Below are 15,619 nucleotides of genomic sequence, written 5' to 3' on the forward strand. Positions count from 1 at the left end.
CAAGCGCCCTACTGGCAGAAGCTGCGTGCGCCCGGCGTCCAGGCGCCAAAGCCCGTGGCGACCATGTTGGTGATGACCCGGCAGACATACTGCTTCTGGGCCGGATTGTTGTTCGGCCCGGCATGGTAGCGCGCCACCGCCAGGGTCCAGCTGCCCTCCCGGGCCTTCAATTGCTTGAGGAACAGGGTCGCGTATTCGACGTTCTGGCGCGGGTCGATCATCGCCTCCAGGCTGGCGAACTTCTCGCGGTGGTAGTGGTGGTTGATCTGCATGCAGCCGAGGTCGACGAGCTTGATCCCGCTCGCCCGGGCCTGGGCGAGCTGGCTCAGCACGTCGGCGGCGCTGGTGCCGAAATAGGCGCGTCCCTGGATGTTCATGGCATAGGGCTGCAGCGAGCCGCGCTTGCCGCTCTCGGTCAGCCCCACCGCGTAGAGCACGCCCAGGGGCACGCCGTGCTTGGCCGAGGCCCCCGCCATCTCGCGCTCGCAGATATTGGCCGAGGCGGGCAGCGCCGCGGCCTTGCCCGGCGCCGGGGGCGCGCTGTTGGCGAAGCTCGAGCCGAGGCTAGAGGTAAACGCCGCTGCGGTCAGGGCTGCTCGAAACGCTCTCATGCATCCGCTCGTGGAGATCGGTGGCGGACGGATCGCCGCCCCGGGAGGACCGGCCTCCGGCCTGGTCCGGGCTGGGTCGGCCCTGGTTGGCGCCGGATTCACCCTGGCTCGGGAAGCCTTGTGCGCCCTGTCCCTGTTGCGAGCCTGGATTTCCCTGCGCGCCCCGGCCGTCCGCCGGGGTCGACGCGACCGTGACGGTCACGCTCTCCGGGCGGTATCCGCCCTGCCGCAGCAGGTCGTTGAGCACCTCGCCGCCCTCGCGGAGAAGGCGCGCCGAGTCCTCGCGGCTGGCCTGCAGACTCAGCTCGAGCTGCCCGTCGCGCAGGCGCATCCGCACCAGCACGGTCCCGAGATCGGCCGGATGAAGCTGCAGGGTGAGGAGCTTCAGCGGACCCTCCCCGGCCGGGGCTCCGGGCAGCGCACCCGCCAAGGCACCGGCCATGGCACCGGCCGGCCCGCGCGGCAGCTCCGCCAGGACGGCCGCGGCCACCTGCTGGGCCGGCGCGGAGGCGGGACCGGGCAGGGAGCCGGCGGGCAGGCTCGCTTCGCCGACATTCGGCTGGACCGGCTCGGGCAGGGTGCCGCCCGCGCGGGCGGCCGCATCGCCGGAGGCCGAGACCGGCTCCACGCGCAGGATCGGTCGCGGCGTCGCGGCGGGCCGCTCGGTCGCCGCCGGCTCCGCGAGCCCGACGGCCGACTCGGAAGCGGAGGCTGCCGCCTCGGAAGCGGAGGCCGCCCCCTCGCCCCGAGGCGATCCCGGCGGCCGGGTCCGGTCGCCGACCGCGGCGGCGGGAAGCCCCGGCACCGCGGCCGCGACGGCCGCCGCAGCAGGGGGCGAGGCGGGCGCGGCCGGGGCCGCGAGGACGGGCGCGCCGGACGAGGCGAGGCTCGCCGGACCCGTCGGGAGCGTCGTGTTCGGGGGCTCCACCCGAGGCGTTTCGGCGGCGGCCGGGAGCGCTGGATGAACGGTGCGCGCTGGATGGGCGGCGAGCGCCGCACCGCTCGGTGCGGGCGATGCGCCGGAAGTCTGGACCGTGGCGGAACCGGGCGGCAGCGCCGCGCCCGCCGCGAGCCGGGGCGTGCCCGCGAGGGCGGCATCGGCCGGAGCCGGCGGCAGGGTGGCGGGCGTCGGCGCCGGCGATCCGCCGAGGAGGCTCGGCAGAACCGGCGCGAAGTGGGTCTCGCGCTGGAGCACGGCGACGCGGGTCCGGCCCTCGGCGGTCGCGGGCTGCGGCACGAGCCCGGCCGCGACCGAGTCCGTCCCGGCCATGAGGTCCGGCGCGCCGGCCGCGGACAGGGCCGACGCGGCGGCGGCCTGTGCGGCGGGTCCGGGTGCGGGGTCCGGGGCGGCGCGGGCGACCAGGGTTTCGAGGGAGATCGCCTGCGGCTTCGGCGCCGGCATCCCGGCGGGGACGGCCGTCGGCACCACGAGGGCGAGGAGCGCCAGGGGGTCCGTCTCCTCGCCGGAGGCCCGCGGAGCGGATTCGGCCTCGTCGTCGCGGCGGCGGCCGGGCCGGTCGGCCTCGGGCGTCGCCGAATCCGGCCGGCCCTGGCCCGACAGGGCGCCCAGCACCGTGCCGAAGGCGTCGCGATCGGAATCCGGCGCATCGATGCCCGCGCTGCGGGGACCGGGCGTCTCCGGCAGGGCGCGGGGGCCGGGACTGGTGGCACCGAGGGTGTTCAACGCTCGCTCCTCCGCATGATCGCGTCGATGCGCCCGATGGCGTCCTGCGCCCGGGCGATGGATGGGGCGACCGGCAGCACGCGGGGGCCGCTCGGCTCCGCCGGGACGGGAACCGGCGCGGGCGCCCCCGCCCGGATCTCCCGGGCCGTCGACAGCGCGGCGTCCAGGAGGTCGCGGTCGGCGGGCTCGAGCACGGTGCGATCGGTCATCCGCAGGGTCTCGACGGATTCCTCGAAGCGCCCGTCCACCACGACCAGGGCCGCGGCCCGGTAGAGGCGCGCGCGCACCGCCTCCACCGAGCCGGGCTCCGCCAGGGTGACGCCGCGCTCGGCCGAGAACACCGCCGTGGCGGTCTTGCCCTGGTCGAGGGCGGCGCGGGCGACGAGGAGGTAGAGCTCGCGCCGGCCCTCGGGCTCGATCTCGTCGAGCATGGCCTGGAGGCGCCGGAAGCGGGCCTCGTCGCCGGCGAAGTCCAGGCGGGTGAGCGCGGCGGCGAAGCGCTGGCGGAAGTTGCCGGCATAGACCGAGTGGCGGAAGCGGCGCAGGTACTGCACCGCCAGGGACTCGAACTTGGTCAGGTCGTTGGCCTGGGCCAGCACGAAGATCTCCCGGCGCAGCGCGCCCTCCTCCACCAGGGTGCCGGGGGCGAGCAGGCGGGCGAGGTCGAGGAGGCGGATCGACTGGGTCGGGTCGTCGCGCACCACCAGGGCGGATTGCGCCAGGGCGAGCTGCGCCCCGAGGCTCACCGGCACCACGAGCGGGTCGATCTTCACGAGGAGCGCGCGGGCCTCCTTCTCGCGTCCCTCGAGATAGGCCAGCGCGCCGAACACCACCGGGCGCTCGGCCTCCGGCACCTTGCCCGAGGCGACGAGGTGGCGCAGCAGCGCCGGCCCGCCGCCGCCCAGCGCGAAGGTCACCGCCGCGTGCACGCTGGCCGGATCGGCCCAGGCCTCGGGCGCGAGGCCGAGCATGCGCGACTCGGCCAGGGACAGGAAGGCGCGCTGGCCGTGATGGGCCTGGGCGGAGCCCTGGGCGATCCGGTCCTGGAGCAGCTGAAGGGTGCGCACGAGCTCGACCGGCAGCGGGCGCGGGGCGACCGGCAGCGGCTCGACCGGTGCGGCCGGGGCCGCGCCGTGATCGCCGCCGCCGTGAGACTCCGCCGCCCGTGCGGCCGGGACGACGGTGATCCCGGCGAGCAGGAGGCCGGCCAGTCCCGCGCGGCGCATCACGGCGGCCCGCATCACTCGGGCCGCGCCCGCAGCAGGATCTCGATGCGGCGGTTCTCCGCCGCCTTCGGATCGGCGGGGTTGCGCGGCTGCCGGTCGGCGTAGCCCTCGATGCGCTCCAGGCGCGCATCGGGCACGCCGCCGCGCACGAGCATGTAGGAGGCCATCTGCGCCCGGGCCGAGGACAGGCGCCAGTTGTCGTAGACCTCCGAGCGGAAGGGGCGCGCATCGGTGTGGCCGCGCACGACGATCCGGCCGGGCCGGTCCTTGAGGATGCGCGCGACCTGCTCCAGCGCCCGCACCACCTTGGCCTGCGGCTCGGCCGAGCCGACGCTGAACATCGCGAAGTTCGTCTCGTCGGTGAGGCTGATCAGGATGCCCTCGCCGGTGCGGCGGACCTCCGTGCGGGGCGCCGGAGCGCCGCCCTCCATCGGGAGGACCTTGGCGATCTCGGCCTTGATCTCGGCCATCGCCGCGGCCTCGGCGGCATCGGCCGCCCGCGCGTCGGCCGATTTGGCCTCGACGATCTTCGCCTCGGCCGCCTTCGCCTCCTGCACGATCTTGGTCTCCGCAGCCGCCTTGACCTCCGAAGCCGTCTTGGCTTCCGCGGCCGCCTTGGCCTCCGCCTTCGGGTCCTTGGGCGCCTCGGCCTTGGCCAGCAGCGCCATGACCCTGGCGTCGGACTCGCCCGGGAGCGCCGAGGCGACCTTGATCGCCGCCGGCTTCGCCCCCTGGACGGCCGCGCGCACGTCGGGGCGGGTCTCCTGCGGCAGCGGCGTCACCGTGCCGGTGGATCCGGCCTGCTCGGTGCGGGTCTTGGCCAGGGGCGCGACCTGCCAGTAGAGGGGGTCGAAGGGGTCGCGGGCCGCCTCGCCGCCCTTGATGCCGGGCTCGCCGGTCTCGGTGGCGACCGCGTCGGCCGAGGCCGTCTCCGGTCCCGGTTCGAGTTCGGCGGCGAGCTTGGCGAGGACCGCATAGGGATCCTGGAACAGGGCCGCCTCGCGGGCGCGGCTGCCCGGCGGGCCGGACCCGCCCTTGCCGTCGGCCTTGCCGTCGGTCCTGGAATCCGCCTTGCCGCCCTTGCCCTCGGTGGTGCCGTCGCCGGTGCCGCCGTCGGGCCTGCCCTCGTCCGGCGCGGGCTCGCCGGGCTTGTTCTGGGGGTCGCGCAGGCCCTTCCGGTCGAAGCTGACATCGGCGAGCTTCACCGGGTTGAAGTACTCGGCGATGGCCGACTTCGTCTCCTTGGTGGTGGAGCCGATCAGCCACAGCACCAGGAAGAGCGCCATCATGGCGGTCATGAAGTCGGCGAGCGCGATCTTCCAGGCGCCGCCGTGGTGACCGTCCTCGTGGTCGCCGTGGCGCTTGATGATGATGATCTCGTGGTGGCCCTCGTCCGCCATCGGGTCAGGCTCCCCGGACCGCAGCGGTCATCAGGCGGCCCCAGGCGCCGAGCTGGGTCTCGATCACGGTCTGGTCGGCCTGCACCGAGACGTCGACGGCCTCCGAAGGCAGGAACTCGACGGCGGCGTCGAAGGGGCCGAGCTTGCCCGACACCGCGTCGAGGAGGTCGGCCGGGCCGCTCACCCGCACGGGCGCACGGGCGTCGCCGAGGATGCGGGCGAGGCTTTGGGCGAGTTCGTCGACGGCCTGGCGGCGCAGAGCCTCGGTCAGGACCGGCACCAGGAGGTGCCCGACCCGGTCGGTCAGGCCGGCGCCGAGGGCCTGGAGCGCATCGGCGAAGCCGGCCGCGAGGCGGTCGCCCTCCTGTGCGCACCAGGCCTGGCGCAGCTCGACGAGGCGCGCATCGTGGTCGGCCTGGAGGCAGGCGAGCACCGAGGCGGATTCGGCCCCGGCCTCGGCACGGCCGAGCGCGCGCCCGCGCTCCAGGCCCCGGGCCTCGGCGGCGCGCAGAAGCGCCTCGCGGTCCTCGGGCGGTTCCACGGGCCTGCGCAGCAGGGCCGCGAGCCCTTCCGGGGGACGGGGCGGCGGCGCGGAAGCCGGGGCGGGCGCGGCGGCCCGATGTGCGGGGGCGCCGCGCACCGGCGCCACGGCGTCGGAGAAGTCGGGGAGGAAGCGGGCGATCGCGGGAGCCATCACGCGGCCTCACGCATGAGCCAGCGCTTCAGGATCTCGGCGGCCTGCGCCTCGTCGGCCTCGATCATCTGCTCAAGTCTCTTCTGCGGGGAGCGGTTCAGCTTCTCGGTGAGGTCCTCGATCATGCTGGCGACCGGGTTCTGGCCGGGGCCGGCGAGGCTCGGGAGGGCGTCCGGGTCGCCGCCGAGCGCGGTGACGTTCGGGCCGGCGAGCGCCGCGTTCGCGGCACCGCCGGACAGCGCCTGGGCCTCCGCCGCGGCGGCGAGGGCCCGCGCCTCCTCCTGCTGGGCGGCCGGGATCTCCAGGATGGCGCGCATGGCCGGGCGCAGGCCGAACCAGATCAGCAGGCCGGCGACCAGCAGGATCGTGCCGGCGTTGATCAGGGTGGCCGACTGGCGCATCAGCACGTCGGTGAGGCTCAGGGGCGCCACCGGTTCCAGGGGCTGCCCGTCGTTGACGAAGCCGACGGCGGCGACCTTGACGTTGTCGCCGCGGTCCTTGTTGAAGCCGGCGGCCGACCCCACGAGCTGCTCGATCTCGGCGACCTGGGCGTCGATGGCGGCCTTGCCGGCATCCGGGCCGGCCAGGGCCGCGAGGCGGGCGCGGTTGACGAGGACGGCCACCGAGATCTGCTTGATGTTGTAGCCGTCGCTCACGGTCTGGATCGTCTTCGAGGAGATCTCGTAGTTGGTGAGGTCCTCGCGCTTCTGCGTCTCGTTGCTGGCGGTGTCGTTGCCGTCCGAGCGGGCGCGCTGGTCGGGCAGATTCTGCTGCGTGCTCGTCGGGCGCTGCGAGGCGTTGCGGTTCTGCGAGTTCTCGGTCTCGCGCACGGCGCGGGTCGAGCGCTCGACGCGCTGGTCGGGGTTGAAGATCGTCTCGTTCTGCACGGTCTTGTCGGTGTTCAGGCGCGCCGCGACGCTGACCTCGAAGTTGCCGACGCCGAGATAGGGGGTCAGGGTCCGGCGGATGTTGTCCTGGACCTCGTGGCCGATGGTCTTCTCCAGGGTCGCCATCTTGCCGGTGGGCACCGCCGAGGCATCGTCGCCCGAGAGCAGGAGCGAGCCGTCCGAGCCGATCACGGTGACGCGGTCGGGCTTCATGCCGGGCACGGCGGAAGCGACGAGGTGGCGGATCGACTGGGCGCCGCTGACGTCGTCGGCCGGCTCGGTGCGCACCACCACGGAGGCGGAGGGGGGCTGCTGGTCGCGGCGGAACGAGCCGCGGTCGGGCAGCACGATGTGGACGCGGGCGGCCTTCACGCCCTTCATGCCCTGGATCGTGCGGGCGATCTCGCCCTCCAGGGCGCGCACCCGGGTCACCTCCTGCATGAACGAGGTCATGCCGAGCGAGCCGAGATCGTTGAACAGCTCGTAGCCGGACTTCGCGCTCTGCGGCAGGCCCTTCTCGGCGAGCAGCATCCGGGCCTGGGCGGTGTGGCCGTAGGCGACGAGCACGGCCGCGCCGTCGGCGCTGACGTCGAAGGGGATGTTGGCGTCCTTGAGCACGCTGCCGATGCGGCCGACATCCTCGCGGCTGAGGCCCGTATAGAGCGTCTCCTGCGCCGGACGGCTGAGATAGAGCGCCCCGAGGCCGACGGCGAGGAAGACCACCACGCCGATCAGAGACAGCGCGGCGATCCGCCGGCCGCCGAGCGCGAGGATGTTGTTCCAGAGCCGTTCGGCGTGCTGAAGACCGGACATTCGGTGGGCTGCTCCGCTACGGATCCGCGATCCGACAGCGTCCCATCGCCCGCCAGCCTTGCGCGGAGATTGCGCCGCCGCGGGGGCCGCGCTCAGTAGGGGTGGCGGTCCGCCTTCTTCATCCAGGCTTCGTAGGCCTTCAGCCCCGTCTCGCGCTCGAAGTTCTCACTGACCCGGATGCGGCGCCGATCCCAGGGCTTGGCGAAATCCTCGTACTGGAAGGCGTCGTCGAAACCGATCTGGCTCGTGTCCTTGAGGCTGGCGGCGAAGTAGACGTGGTCGATCCGCGACCAGTAGATGGCGCTCATGCACATCGGGCAAGGCGCACCGTTGATGTAGATCTCGCAGCCCTTGAGCATCCTGGCCCGCTCGGCCACCGGATCGGGGGAGCCGGGCTCACGCGGGATCATCTCCAGGATCGTGCCCGCGCCGTAATCGCTGCCGAGCAGGGCCTTCGGGTTGAGTCGCGCGGAGGCGTCCATGATGGCGGTGATCTCCGCGTGGAAGACCGGAATGCCGGTCAACAGCACGCGATTCTGGCCGCGCCCGATGATCTCCCCGTCCTTGACGATCACGGCTCCGAACGGCCCGCCCCACCCCTTCTCGACGGATTCGATCGCGAGCCGGGTCGCCTCTTCCATGAACGCCTTCCGCCCGGGGGGAACCGGGGCGGCCTGCGCGACGGCTCCGGGTGCCATGGCCAGGGACATCCCGACCCCGACGGCACTCGCCAGAAAGGCGCGCCGGCCGAGCTCGCCCGGTATCGTGCAGTCGCCGGAATGGCTCTCCGAACAGGAACAGGACCGAAACATCAAGCATCTCCGAAGTCTGACCGCACACGCGCAGGATACATGGCCGCACCGATCGGGTGAGCGAAAAACAGAGCCTCCGCCCTGTGCTGTGAAACAGCGTTTCCATCTCGTTAGGCGAACGGGTCGGACCCGCGTTCACAAGGGAAAAGCGCCGTTCTGCGTGGGACCATGCGCTGCGGGTCTCCGCCTCAGAAGAACGATCGCACCAACCCGCCGACCAGCATGTTCCAGCCGTCGATGAGGATGAAGAACAGCACCTTGAACGGCAGGGAGATCACCGTGGGCGGCAGCATCATCATGCCCATCGACATGACGATGGTGGAGACGATCATGTCGATCACCAGGAACGGCAGCGCGATCAGGAAGCCGATCTCGAAGCCGCGGCGCAGCTCGGAGATCATGAAGGCCGGGATCAGGATGCGCAGGTCGATCTTCTCGCCGCCCTCGGCCTTGGGGATGGTGCGGCTGGCCAGATCCGTGAAGGTCTGGAGATCCTTCGGGCGCACGTGCTGGATCATGAACTCGCGGAACGGCTCGACGAGCTTGGGGATCGCCTCCTCCTCGGAGATCCTATTCTCGGTGAGCGGCTTCACGCCCTCGTTCCAGGCCCGGTCGAAGGTCGGCGCCATGACGTAGAACGTCATGAACAGCGACAGGCTGACGAGGAAGATGTTGGCCGGCGTGCTCTGGAGGCCGAGCCCCGAGCGCAGGAACGAGAACGCGATGGCGAACCGGGTGAAGCTCGTCACCATGACGAGGAGGCCCGGCGCCAGCGACAGCACGGTGAGCAGCGCCACGAGCTGCAGGATGCGCCCGCTCGCCGCCCCGTTGCCGGCCGGCAGCAGGGCGTCGAGGGCCGGAAGCCCCGTGGCCGACTGGGCCAGGGCCGGCCCCGCGAGGGCGAGGCCGGCGGCGAGTCCGGCGGCGAGGGCGAGGCCTTCGGTGGTGAGCGGTTTCATGGTTCTTCCCAGCAGCCGAGGAGGACGGGGCTCCGGCGACGGCGCCCTACTGCACCACCAGCATCTCGACGATCAGCTCGCGCACCTGCCCCTTGGTGCGCAGGGCGACGCGTTCGTTGAGGTCCTCGCGCAGGTGCTGCAGCCCGCTGGCGCCCTCGAGCTGCTTCAGGGAGACCGTGCGCAGGTAGGCGACGATGTCGGAGCGGATCTCGGCCAGCGCCACGTCCGGGTTCGGCACGGAGCCGGTCTTGAACACCACCGAGGATTCGAGGCGGACCCAGGCGTCGTTGGTGTCGGCGAGGTTGGTCACCACCGAGCCGACGCTGCGCAGGGCGAGGTCGCCGGTGTACTTCAGCACCTTGACCGCCTTATCCTCCTCGTCCTTCTTCTTGACGTCCACCGCCTTCTCGACGGTGGAGAGGAGGTACATCCCCAGGCCGCCGCCGGTGCCGATGGCGACGAGGCTGGTCAGGGCGAGCGCCAGGATCCAGCCCTTGCCGCCGCCCTTCTTGTCGTCCGCCTTGTCGCCGGTCTTGGCCGCCATGGCTGCGCTCCCGCTCCCGAGGTCTCAGAACGGCGCCAGGGTCTCGAAGACCTGCTGGCCGAAGGTCGGCGCCTGCACGTCGGAGATGCGGCCGCGCCCGCCATAGGAGATGCGCGCCTCGGCGATCTTGTCGTAGTCGATGGTGTTCTTGCGCGAGATGTCCCGCGGCCGCACGATGCCCGCCACGGTGAGGACGCGGACCTCGTTGTTGACCCGCACCTCCTGCGAGCCGCTGATCACGACGTTGCCGTTGGGCATCTGCTCGGTGACGATGGCGGCGACCTGCAGGCGCAGCACCTCCGAGCGGTCGATGTTGCCCGCCCCCTTGGTCTCGGTGGACGAGCGGATGCCGGTATCGGCGGTGGCCGAATCCTTCAGACCCGAGACGCCGTAGCCGAAATCGAAGCCGAGGCCCGATTTCTGGCTGCGCGAGCGGTCGCTCGAATTGCCGAACTGCGCCTTGTCGTCGATCAGGATCGAGACCGTGATCACGTCGCCGATGTTGCGGGCGCGCGGGTCCTGGAACATCTCGGCGCTGCCCGGGGACCAGGTCGAGTGATAGGTGCGGCGCCCGAGGGAGCCGTAGGTGGTCGGCAGCGCCTCGCGGGGCGGCTGCAGGCCCGTGCCGATCGGCGTCAGCAGCGGCGCCTGGCCGATCCGGTCCACCGGGGTGTTGCAGGCGCCGAGGGCGGGCGCCGCCAGCGCGAGGATCAGGCCGGCCCGGAACGTGTTGGACAACATCAGGATTTCTCGCTCGTGCGGGGCTTCTTGGCCGCGTCGGCCTTGGCCGCGCCGGTCTTGCCCATCTCGGTCATCATGCGGGCCAGCTGCGCGGCGCGCGCGGCCTCCATCTCGCTCAGGATCGCGCTCGCCGTGCGGGCGTTGAGCTTGGTCAGGATCGCGGCGGCGCCCTCGTCGGGCATGTTGGCGAGCTGGAGCGCGGCGGCATCCGCCCGCATCTTGGTGTAGATCGCGACCACGCCCTCGTCGGCCTTGGCCAGGAAGGCGTCGCGGCGGGCGAGCCACGTCTCGTACTCGGCGCGCTTGGCCTCCAGGGCGGCGATCCGCTCCTCGACCTGCTTCTCCAGGATGGCCAGCTGCTCCTTCTGCCAGGCGAAGCGCGCGTCCGCCGCGGCATCCGCGATGCTGGCGCAATAGGCCGGCGGCTTCGGCGCAGGCTTCGCGAGGTCGGGCTTCGCGAGGTCGGGCTTGGCCGGTTCCGCCTCGGGCGCCCGGATCTCGGCGACCTGCGTCTCGATCCCCTTGGCGTCGATCCCCTTGGCGTCGATCCCCTTGGCGTCGATCGCCCCCGTGGTCTCGATGGGCTGGGACACCACCGTGACGGCGGGGTCCGTCACCGGCTTGGCCGCGACGGCGAGGCGGGGGACCGCCGGCTTCGGGGCGGATCTCGGGAGCGGCCCCGGGTTCAGCCCCGAGATCGCGGGCCGGCCGCCCTCGGCGGCGCGGACCGGGCCGAGGCCGAACGAGGCGAGGGCCAGGGCGCCGACGAAGAGCAGCACCCGCAGGGCCATCAGCGCGAGCCAGCGCCCGGACGCCGCCGGCGGACGGCTCTGGACCACGAGGCGGGCCGGCTCGCCCGGCAGCGGAAGGCCGCTCGTCGCGCTCATTGCACCACCAGCTCCGCCTGGAGAGCCCCGGAGGTCTTCACCGCCTGCAGGATCGAGATGATGTCGCTGGGCTTGAGCCCGACATTGTTGAGGCCGCGCACCAGGGTCTGGAGATCCGAGCCGCCGATGATCGCCATCCGGCCGGCCTGCTCGTTGACCGCCACCTCCGTGCGCGGGACCACCGCCGTCTGCCCGTTGGAGAACGGGGCGGGCTGCGAGACCTCCGGCGCCTCGGTGACCCGCACCGTGAGGTTGCCGTGCGTCACCGCCACGGTGGAGATCTGGACGTTGCGGCCGATCACCACCGTGCCGGTGCGCTGGTCGACGACGACCCGGGCCGGGGTGTCGGGGTTGATGGTGAGGTCGCCGATCTCGGCCACGAACCGGGTCTGGGCGATGTTGCCGGGCCGCAGCAGGGCGATGGCGCGCTGGTCGCGCGGGGCGGCGACCCGGCGGTTGAAGCGCGCCAGGGAATAGGCGTTGATGGCGTCGGCCACCATGGTGGCGGTCTTGAAGTCGGGGTTCTTCAGCTCGAACACGAGCTCGGGCAGGTCGCGGAAGGTGCCCGGCACCTCGCGCTCGATCAGGGCGCCGTTGGGGATGCGCCCGGCGGTGGGCACGCCCTGCGTCACCGTCTCGGCCTGGCCGCCGACGCTGAAGCCGGAGACCGCCAGCGGCCCCTGCGCGGCCGCGTAGGTGAGGCTGTCGCCGCCCATCAGCGGCGTCATCAGCAGGGTGCCGCCCTTGAGCGAGGTGGCGTCGCCGAGCGAGGTCACGGTGACGTCGATGCGCGAGCCGGTGCCGGTGTAGGGCGGCAGGTCGGCGGTCACCATCACGGCGGCGACGTTGCGGGTGCGCAGGCGCGCGTCGCGGACGTTGATGCCCATGCGGTCGAGCATCGATTGCAGCGACTGCTCGGTGAACTGGGCGTTGCGCAGGGTGTCGCCGGTGCCCTGCAGGCCGGTGACGAGGCCGTAGCCCACGAGCTGGTTGTCGCGCACGCCCTTGAGGGTGGCGATGTCCTTGATCCGGGTGCCGGCCAGGGCCGGGATCGGCAGGGCGAGGGCGAGGGAGACGAGGATCGCCAGGAAGCGGCGCATCAGCGGTCCCCGGTCCGGATTCGCCCGTCCGCCATCACTGTGCCGAGCACGATGCGGTTGGTGTCGGTGTTGCGCACGCGGATGACGTCGCCGAGGCCCCCGTTCTGGAGCGGCGCGCCGACGGCGGTGATGAGCAGGCCCTGCTCCTCGAACACGATCTGCGTCGGCGTGCCCCGGCTGACGAGGCGCGGATCGTCGATGGCGTTGACCGGCACGGGCTCGCCCGGCAGCAGCATCCGCCGCGCGACCCGGCCGACGATGGCCATCGGCGCGTCGACCACGGCGGTGCGCGCCTTGAAGGTGTCCGGATAGGCCTGGACCCGCAGCATCGCGGCCTTGATCGTGTCGCCGGGATAGATCGTCACCGTCGGCACCGGCAGCAGCAGGTCGTCGGCGGCGGCCGGCCCGGCCAGCAGCGCGAGGCCGAGGGCCGCCAGGCGGCACCGGGTGCGCAGGAAGGAGCCCGGAAGGTGAATGCCCATGAGGTGGTCGCGCCCTTGGAAGGAGGCCCGGACGGGCGGCCGCGCGCGCCGGCGGGGAGCCGGTGCCGCCCGTCGCCGCCGCGCGGAGGTTGGGGATGTCGAGGTCGGGCGCCGCCGCCGAGCCGGCTCAGTGGAAACCGTTCGGCCTAGCGGATGCCCTTGGAGATCGTGCCGGCCATCTCGTCGGCGGCCTGGATCACCTTCGAGTTCATCTCGAAGGCGCGCTGGGCCGTGATCATGTTGGTGATCTCCTTGACGGGATCGACGTTCGAGCTCTCGAGATAACCTTGCTGGAGCTTGCCGAAGCTCGGGTCGCCGGGCACGCCGGTGACGGGGGCGCCGGAGGCCGCGGTCTCGCGGTAGAGGCCGTTGCCGAGGGGCTCCAGGCCGGCGTCGTTGGCGAAGTTGGCCAGGGTGATCTGGCCGAGATTCTGCGCCTGCACCTGCCCGTCCACCTTGGCGAAGACCTGGCCCGACTGGTTGATCACCACGTCGACGGCGCCGTTGGGGATCAGGACCGCCGGGTCGAGGGCATAGCCCTCCAGGGTGACGATCTGGCCGGTGTTGTTGCGGTTGAAGGCGCCCGCGCGGGTGTAGTTGATCTCGCCGTTGGGGTTGGTGATCTGGAAGTAGCCCCGGCCGTTCACCGCCAGGTCGAGCTGGTTGGCCGTGTTCGCCAGGGGGCCCTGCCGGTGCAGGTTGCGGATGGCGGCGGTGCGCACGCCGAGGCCGAGCATCGCGCCCTCCGGCACCGGCTCCTGGCCGGCCTGGTTCGGCACGCCCTGCTGGCGCTCGGCCTGGTAGAGCAGGTCGGTGAACTCGGCCCGGGCGCCCTTGAAGCCGGTGGTGTTCAGGTTGGCGATGTTGTTGGCGATGACCTCGAGGTTCATCTGCTGGGCGTTCATGCCCGTGGCCGCGATGGCGAGCGCTCTCATGGTGTCACGGTCCCGTCGGTTCGTCGGATCGGCCAGGGTTCGGTCGGGCGAGGTTCGGATGGCGCAAAGGTCAGATCGGCATGCGGCTGAGTTCGAGATAGGCGGCGACCACCTTGTCCCGGACGGCGATGGCGGTCTGCAGGCTCTGCTCGGCGGACATCACCGCCTCGACCACCTGCTGCGTCGAGGCCTTGCCCTGGATGCCCGAGATGGCGGCGGCCTCGCCGGTGCGCAGGGAGATGCGCAGGCCGCCGGCGAGCTGGGCCATGACGTCGCCGAAATCCGTGCCGGGCGCGGCCGGGGAGGCCGCCGGCAGCACGGGGAAGCTGGTGCGCGCCAGGGGCGCGGCATTGTCGGTGCGGGTGATGCCGGCGGCCCGGTCGAAGGCGGCGAGCGAGGTGAGGGCTTCGATCATCGCTCGGTCTCAGGTCCTCAGGAGGTCGATGACGCTGGCGACCATGGCGCGGGCCTGCTTGATCACCTGGACGTTGGCTTCGTAGGAGCGGTTGGCCTCGCGGATGTCGGCCATCTCCACCAGCACGTTGACGTTGGGCATCTTCACGTTGCCCTCGGCATCGGCGGCCGGGTTGCCGGGGTCGCGCTCGATGCGGAAGGGCGCGTCGTCGGTGCCGATCCGGCGCAGGGCCACGGTGGGGCCGCCGGCCGCCCGGTCCATGGCGGACCGGAAGGTCACGGTCTTGCGGGCATAGGGGTCCGCCCCGGGGGCGTCGCCCACCGATTGCGCGTTGGCGACGTTCTCGGCGGCGATGCGCAGGCGCAGGGACTGCGCCTCCATGCCGGCGGAGGCGAGACGGGTGGAGGCGGTGAGCGGGTCGATCATCAGCTGCCCCGCACCGCGGCCTTGAGCATCCGGTCGAAGGCCTTGACGATGCCCATGTTGAGGTTGTGCTCGCGGCTCACCGTGCCGGCCTTGAGCATCTCCTGCTCCAGGCTCACCGAGCTCGAGGTCGAGAGTGCGTCCCAGGCCTCCCCGGCGGCCACCGGCTTGACCGGGATGCGGCCCTCGCCGGCCGTGACGTGGGCGCTCTCCGTCATGGTCATGCCCGTGGAGGCCGTGCGGGCCATCACCTCGGCGAAGGGCACCACGTCCCGCGCCTTGTAGTCGGGCGTGTTGGCGTTCGCGACGTTGCTCGCGATGGTCGCCTGCCGCACCGCGAGGTAGCGCGCCTGCTGCGAGGCCAGGTCGAAGAGGTAGACGCCTGTCACGGCCGGTTCCGATCCCAATCGTTCATGACCGGAGCTTTAGGGCGGCTATCTTGTCCGAGGCTGGCGGGGGGTGGGAGGTGCGTGCGGGCTTCCGGAGGGCGGTGGCGCGCGGGCGGCGACGGCCCCCATACCGGGAGAGGCTTCGGGTTGCGTGAGGTGCGTATGGGGTCAGGATCGGTCAGACGCGACCTGTCCGCGGCATGGACCCCGTTCGAGATGGCGTGCCGCGGAACACGCCCGCGTTTGTCGGCCCTGCCGGCGGCTCGGGTTTCTCCGACATGACAGATCCGGTCGGATCTTCGCGACAGGTTCGGGCTCGACAAAAGTCGATGATAAAAGGCGAACTTCCGGGTGTCGGTAAAGGGATTGGATACCAGACACACCGTTCAGGTCGTTATCGGCCTATTGCGGATGAGTGAACGTCCGCTCTCAAGCTCTCGAGAAGCAGCTTAGAATGACCAGATTGGGTGGTCTTGAGACCGTCCGCTTCCGAGCAGCAATGCAGTGAAGCGGATGTCACAGTCGCGGCCGCTCACAAACAGTGGCCAAAGTTCGATTTTGCGCTTCTCCGATAAGGCGCCATTGATTTCTGCATCGTAGGGTCGAAGGGTGTGGAG

At 72.0% G+C, this 15,619-nt stretch carries 17 protein-coding genes; all 17 read right to left on the minus strand.

The genetic code is table 11. The features are described 5' to 3' along the window. Positions 1–8 precede the first annotated feature (8 nt). The 17 genes from ACLBWX_RS01495 to flgB all read right to left on the minus strand — a co-directional run bounded on the left by ACLBWX_RS01495 (position 9) and on the right by flgB (position 15,002). Entirely contained in the window at positions 9–611 is a 603-nt protein-coding gene (locus ACLBWX_RS01495; RefSeq protein WP_447675322.1) for a transglycosylase SLT domain-containing protein, read from the minus strand. Next, positions 565–2,295 carry a flagellar hook-length control protein FliK gene (locus ACLBWX_RS01500; protein WP_447675323.1) on the minus strand — a complete coding sequence of 577 codons (1,731 nt, stop codon included), beginning with the start codon at positions 2,293–2,295 and terminating at the stop codon, positions 565–567. Before ACLBWX_RS01500 ends, ACLBWX_RS01495 begins: the two co-directional genes overlap by 47 nt. Then, positions 2,292–3,536, minus strand: coding sequence for a chemotaxis protein MotC (locus ACLBWX_RS01505; protein ID WP_447675324.1), 1,245 nt, complete (start codon positions 3,534–3,536; stop codon positions 2,292–2,294). Before ACLBWX_RS01505 ends, ACLBWX_RS01500 begins: the two co-directional genes overlap by 4 nt. After that, positions 3,536–4,921 (minus strand): MotB family protein, encoded by a 1,386-nt coding sequence (locus ACLBWX_RS01510; protein ID WP_447675325.1) that lies wholly within the window; start codon positions 4,919–4,921, stop codon positions 3,536–3,538. Before ACLBWX_RS01510 ends, ACLBWX_RS01505 begins: the two co-directional genes overlap by 1 nt. Before the next feature lie 4 nt (positions 4,922–4,925). Then, positions 4,926–5,615 (minus strand): hypothetical protein, encoded by a 690-nt coding sequence (locus ACLBWX_RS01515; protein WP_447675326.1) that lies wholly within the window; start codon positions 5,613–5,615, stop codon positions 4,926–4,928. Next, on the minus strand, positions 5,615–7,315 hold the full coding sequence (gene fliF / locus ACLBWX_RS01520) for a flagellar basal-body MS-ring/collar protein FliF (protein WP_447675327.1): 1,701 nt from the start codon (positions 7,313–7,315) through the stop codon (positions 5,615–5,617). Before fliF ends, ACLBWX_RS01515 begins: the two co-directional genes overlap by 1 nt. Before the next feature lie 92 nt (positions 7,316–7,407). Next, positions 7,408–7,956, minus strand: coding sequence for a nucleoside deaminase (locus tag ACLBWX_RS01525; RefSeq protein WP_447675328.1), 549 nt, complete (start codon positions 7,954–7,956; stop codon positions 7,408–7,410). A gap of 359 nt (positions 7,957–8,315) precedes the next feature. Further along, positions 8,316–9,086, minus strand: coding sequence for a flagellar type III secretion system pore protein FliP (gene fliP / locus ACLBWX_RS01530; RefSeq protein WP_447675329.1), 771 nt, complete (start codon positions 9,084–9,086; stop codon positions 8,316–8,318). A 46-nt stretch (positions 9,087–9,132) separates the two neighbouring features. After that, positions 9,133–9,630, minus strand: coding sequence for a flagellar basal body-associated FliL family protein (locus ACLBWX_RS01535; RefSeq protein ID WP_447675330.1), 498 nt, complete (start codon positions 9,628–9,630; stop codon positions 9,133–9,135). Between the two features lie 24 nt (positions 9,631–9,654). Further along, the gene (flgH, locus tag ACLBWX_RS01540; RefSeq protein ID WP_447675331.1) at positions 9,655–10,371 is read right to left on the minus strand and encodes a flagellar basal body L-ring protein FlgH; all 717 of its coding nucleotides are present in this window, start codon (positions 10,369–10,371) and stop codon (positions 9,655–9,657) included. After that, positions 10,371–10,868, minus strand: coding sequence for a MotE family protein (locus ACLBWX_RS01545; protein ID WP_447675435.1), 498 nt, complete (start codon positions 10,866–10,868; stop codon positions 10,371–10,373). Before ACLBWX_RS01545 ends, flgH begins: the two co-directional genes overlap by 1 nt. Positions 10,869–11,254: 386 nt before the next feature. Then, positions 11,255–12,358 carry a flagellar basal body P-ring protein FlgI gene (gene flgI / locus ACLBWX_RS01550; RefSeq protein ID WP_447675332.1) on the minus strand — a complete coding sequence of 368 codons (1,104 nt, stop codon included), beginning with the start codon at positions 12,356–12,358 and terminating at the stop codon, positions 11,255–11,257. Then, the gene (gene flgA, locus ACLBWX_RS01555) at positions 12,358–12,840 is read right to left on the minus strand and encodes a flagellar basal body P-ring formation chaperone FlgA (protein ID WP_447675333.1); all 483 of its coding nucleotides are present in this window, start codon (positions 12,838–12,840) and stop codon (positions 12,358–12,360) included. Before flgA ends, flgI begins: the two co-directional genes overlap by 1 nt. Before the next feature lie 146 nt (positions 12,841–12,986). Continuing rightward, the gene (gene flgG / locus ACLBWX_RS01560) at positions 12,987–13,775 is read right to left on the minus strand and encodes a flagellar basal-body rod protein FlgG (protein WP_056213247.1); all 789 of its coding nucleotides are present in this window, start codon (positions 13,773–13,775) and stop codon (positions 12,987–12,989) included. Positions 13,776–13,845: 70 nt separating this feature from the next. Then, positions 13,846–14,190 carry a flagellar hook-basal body complex protein FliE gene (locus tag ACLBWX_RS01565; protein WP_447675334.1) on the minus strand — a complete coding sequence of 115 codons (345 nt, stop codon included), beginning with the start codon at positions 14,188–14,190 and terminating at the stop codon, positions 13,846–13,848. A gap of 9 nt (positions 14,191–14,199) precedes the next feature. Then, positions 14,200–14,616, minus strand: a complete 417-nt coding sequence (gene flgC, locus ACLBWX_RS01570; protein ID WP_447675335.1) for a flagellar basal body rod protein FlgC — start codon at positions 14,614–14,616, stop codon at positions 14,200–14,202. Continuing rightward, positions 14,616–15,002, minus strand: a complete 387-nt coding sequence (gene flgB / locus ACLBWX_RS01575) for a flagellar basal body rod protein FlgB (RefSeq protein WP_447675336.1) — start codon at positions 15,000–15,002, stop codon at positions 14,616–14,618. The genes flgC and flgB overlap by 1 nt, the downstream gene beginning before the upstream one ends. Between the last annotated feature and the right edge of the window lie 617 nt (positions 15,003–15,619).

This window comes from Methylobacterium sp. M6A4_1b (assembly GCF_053345175.1).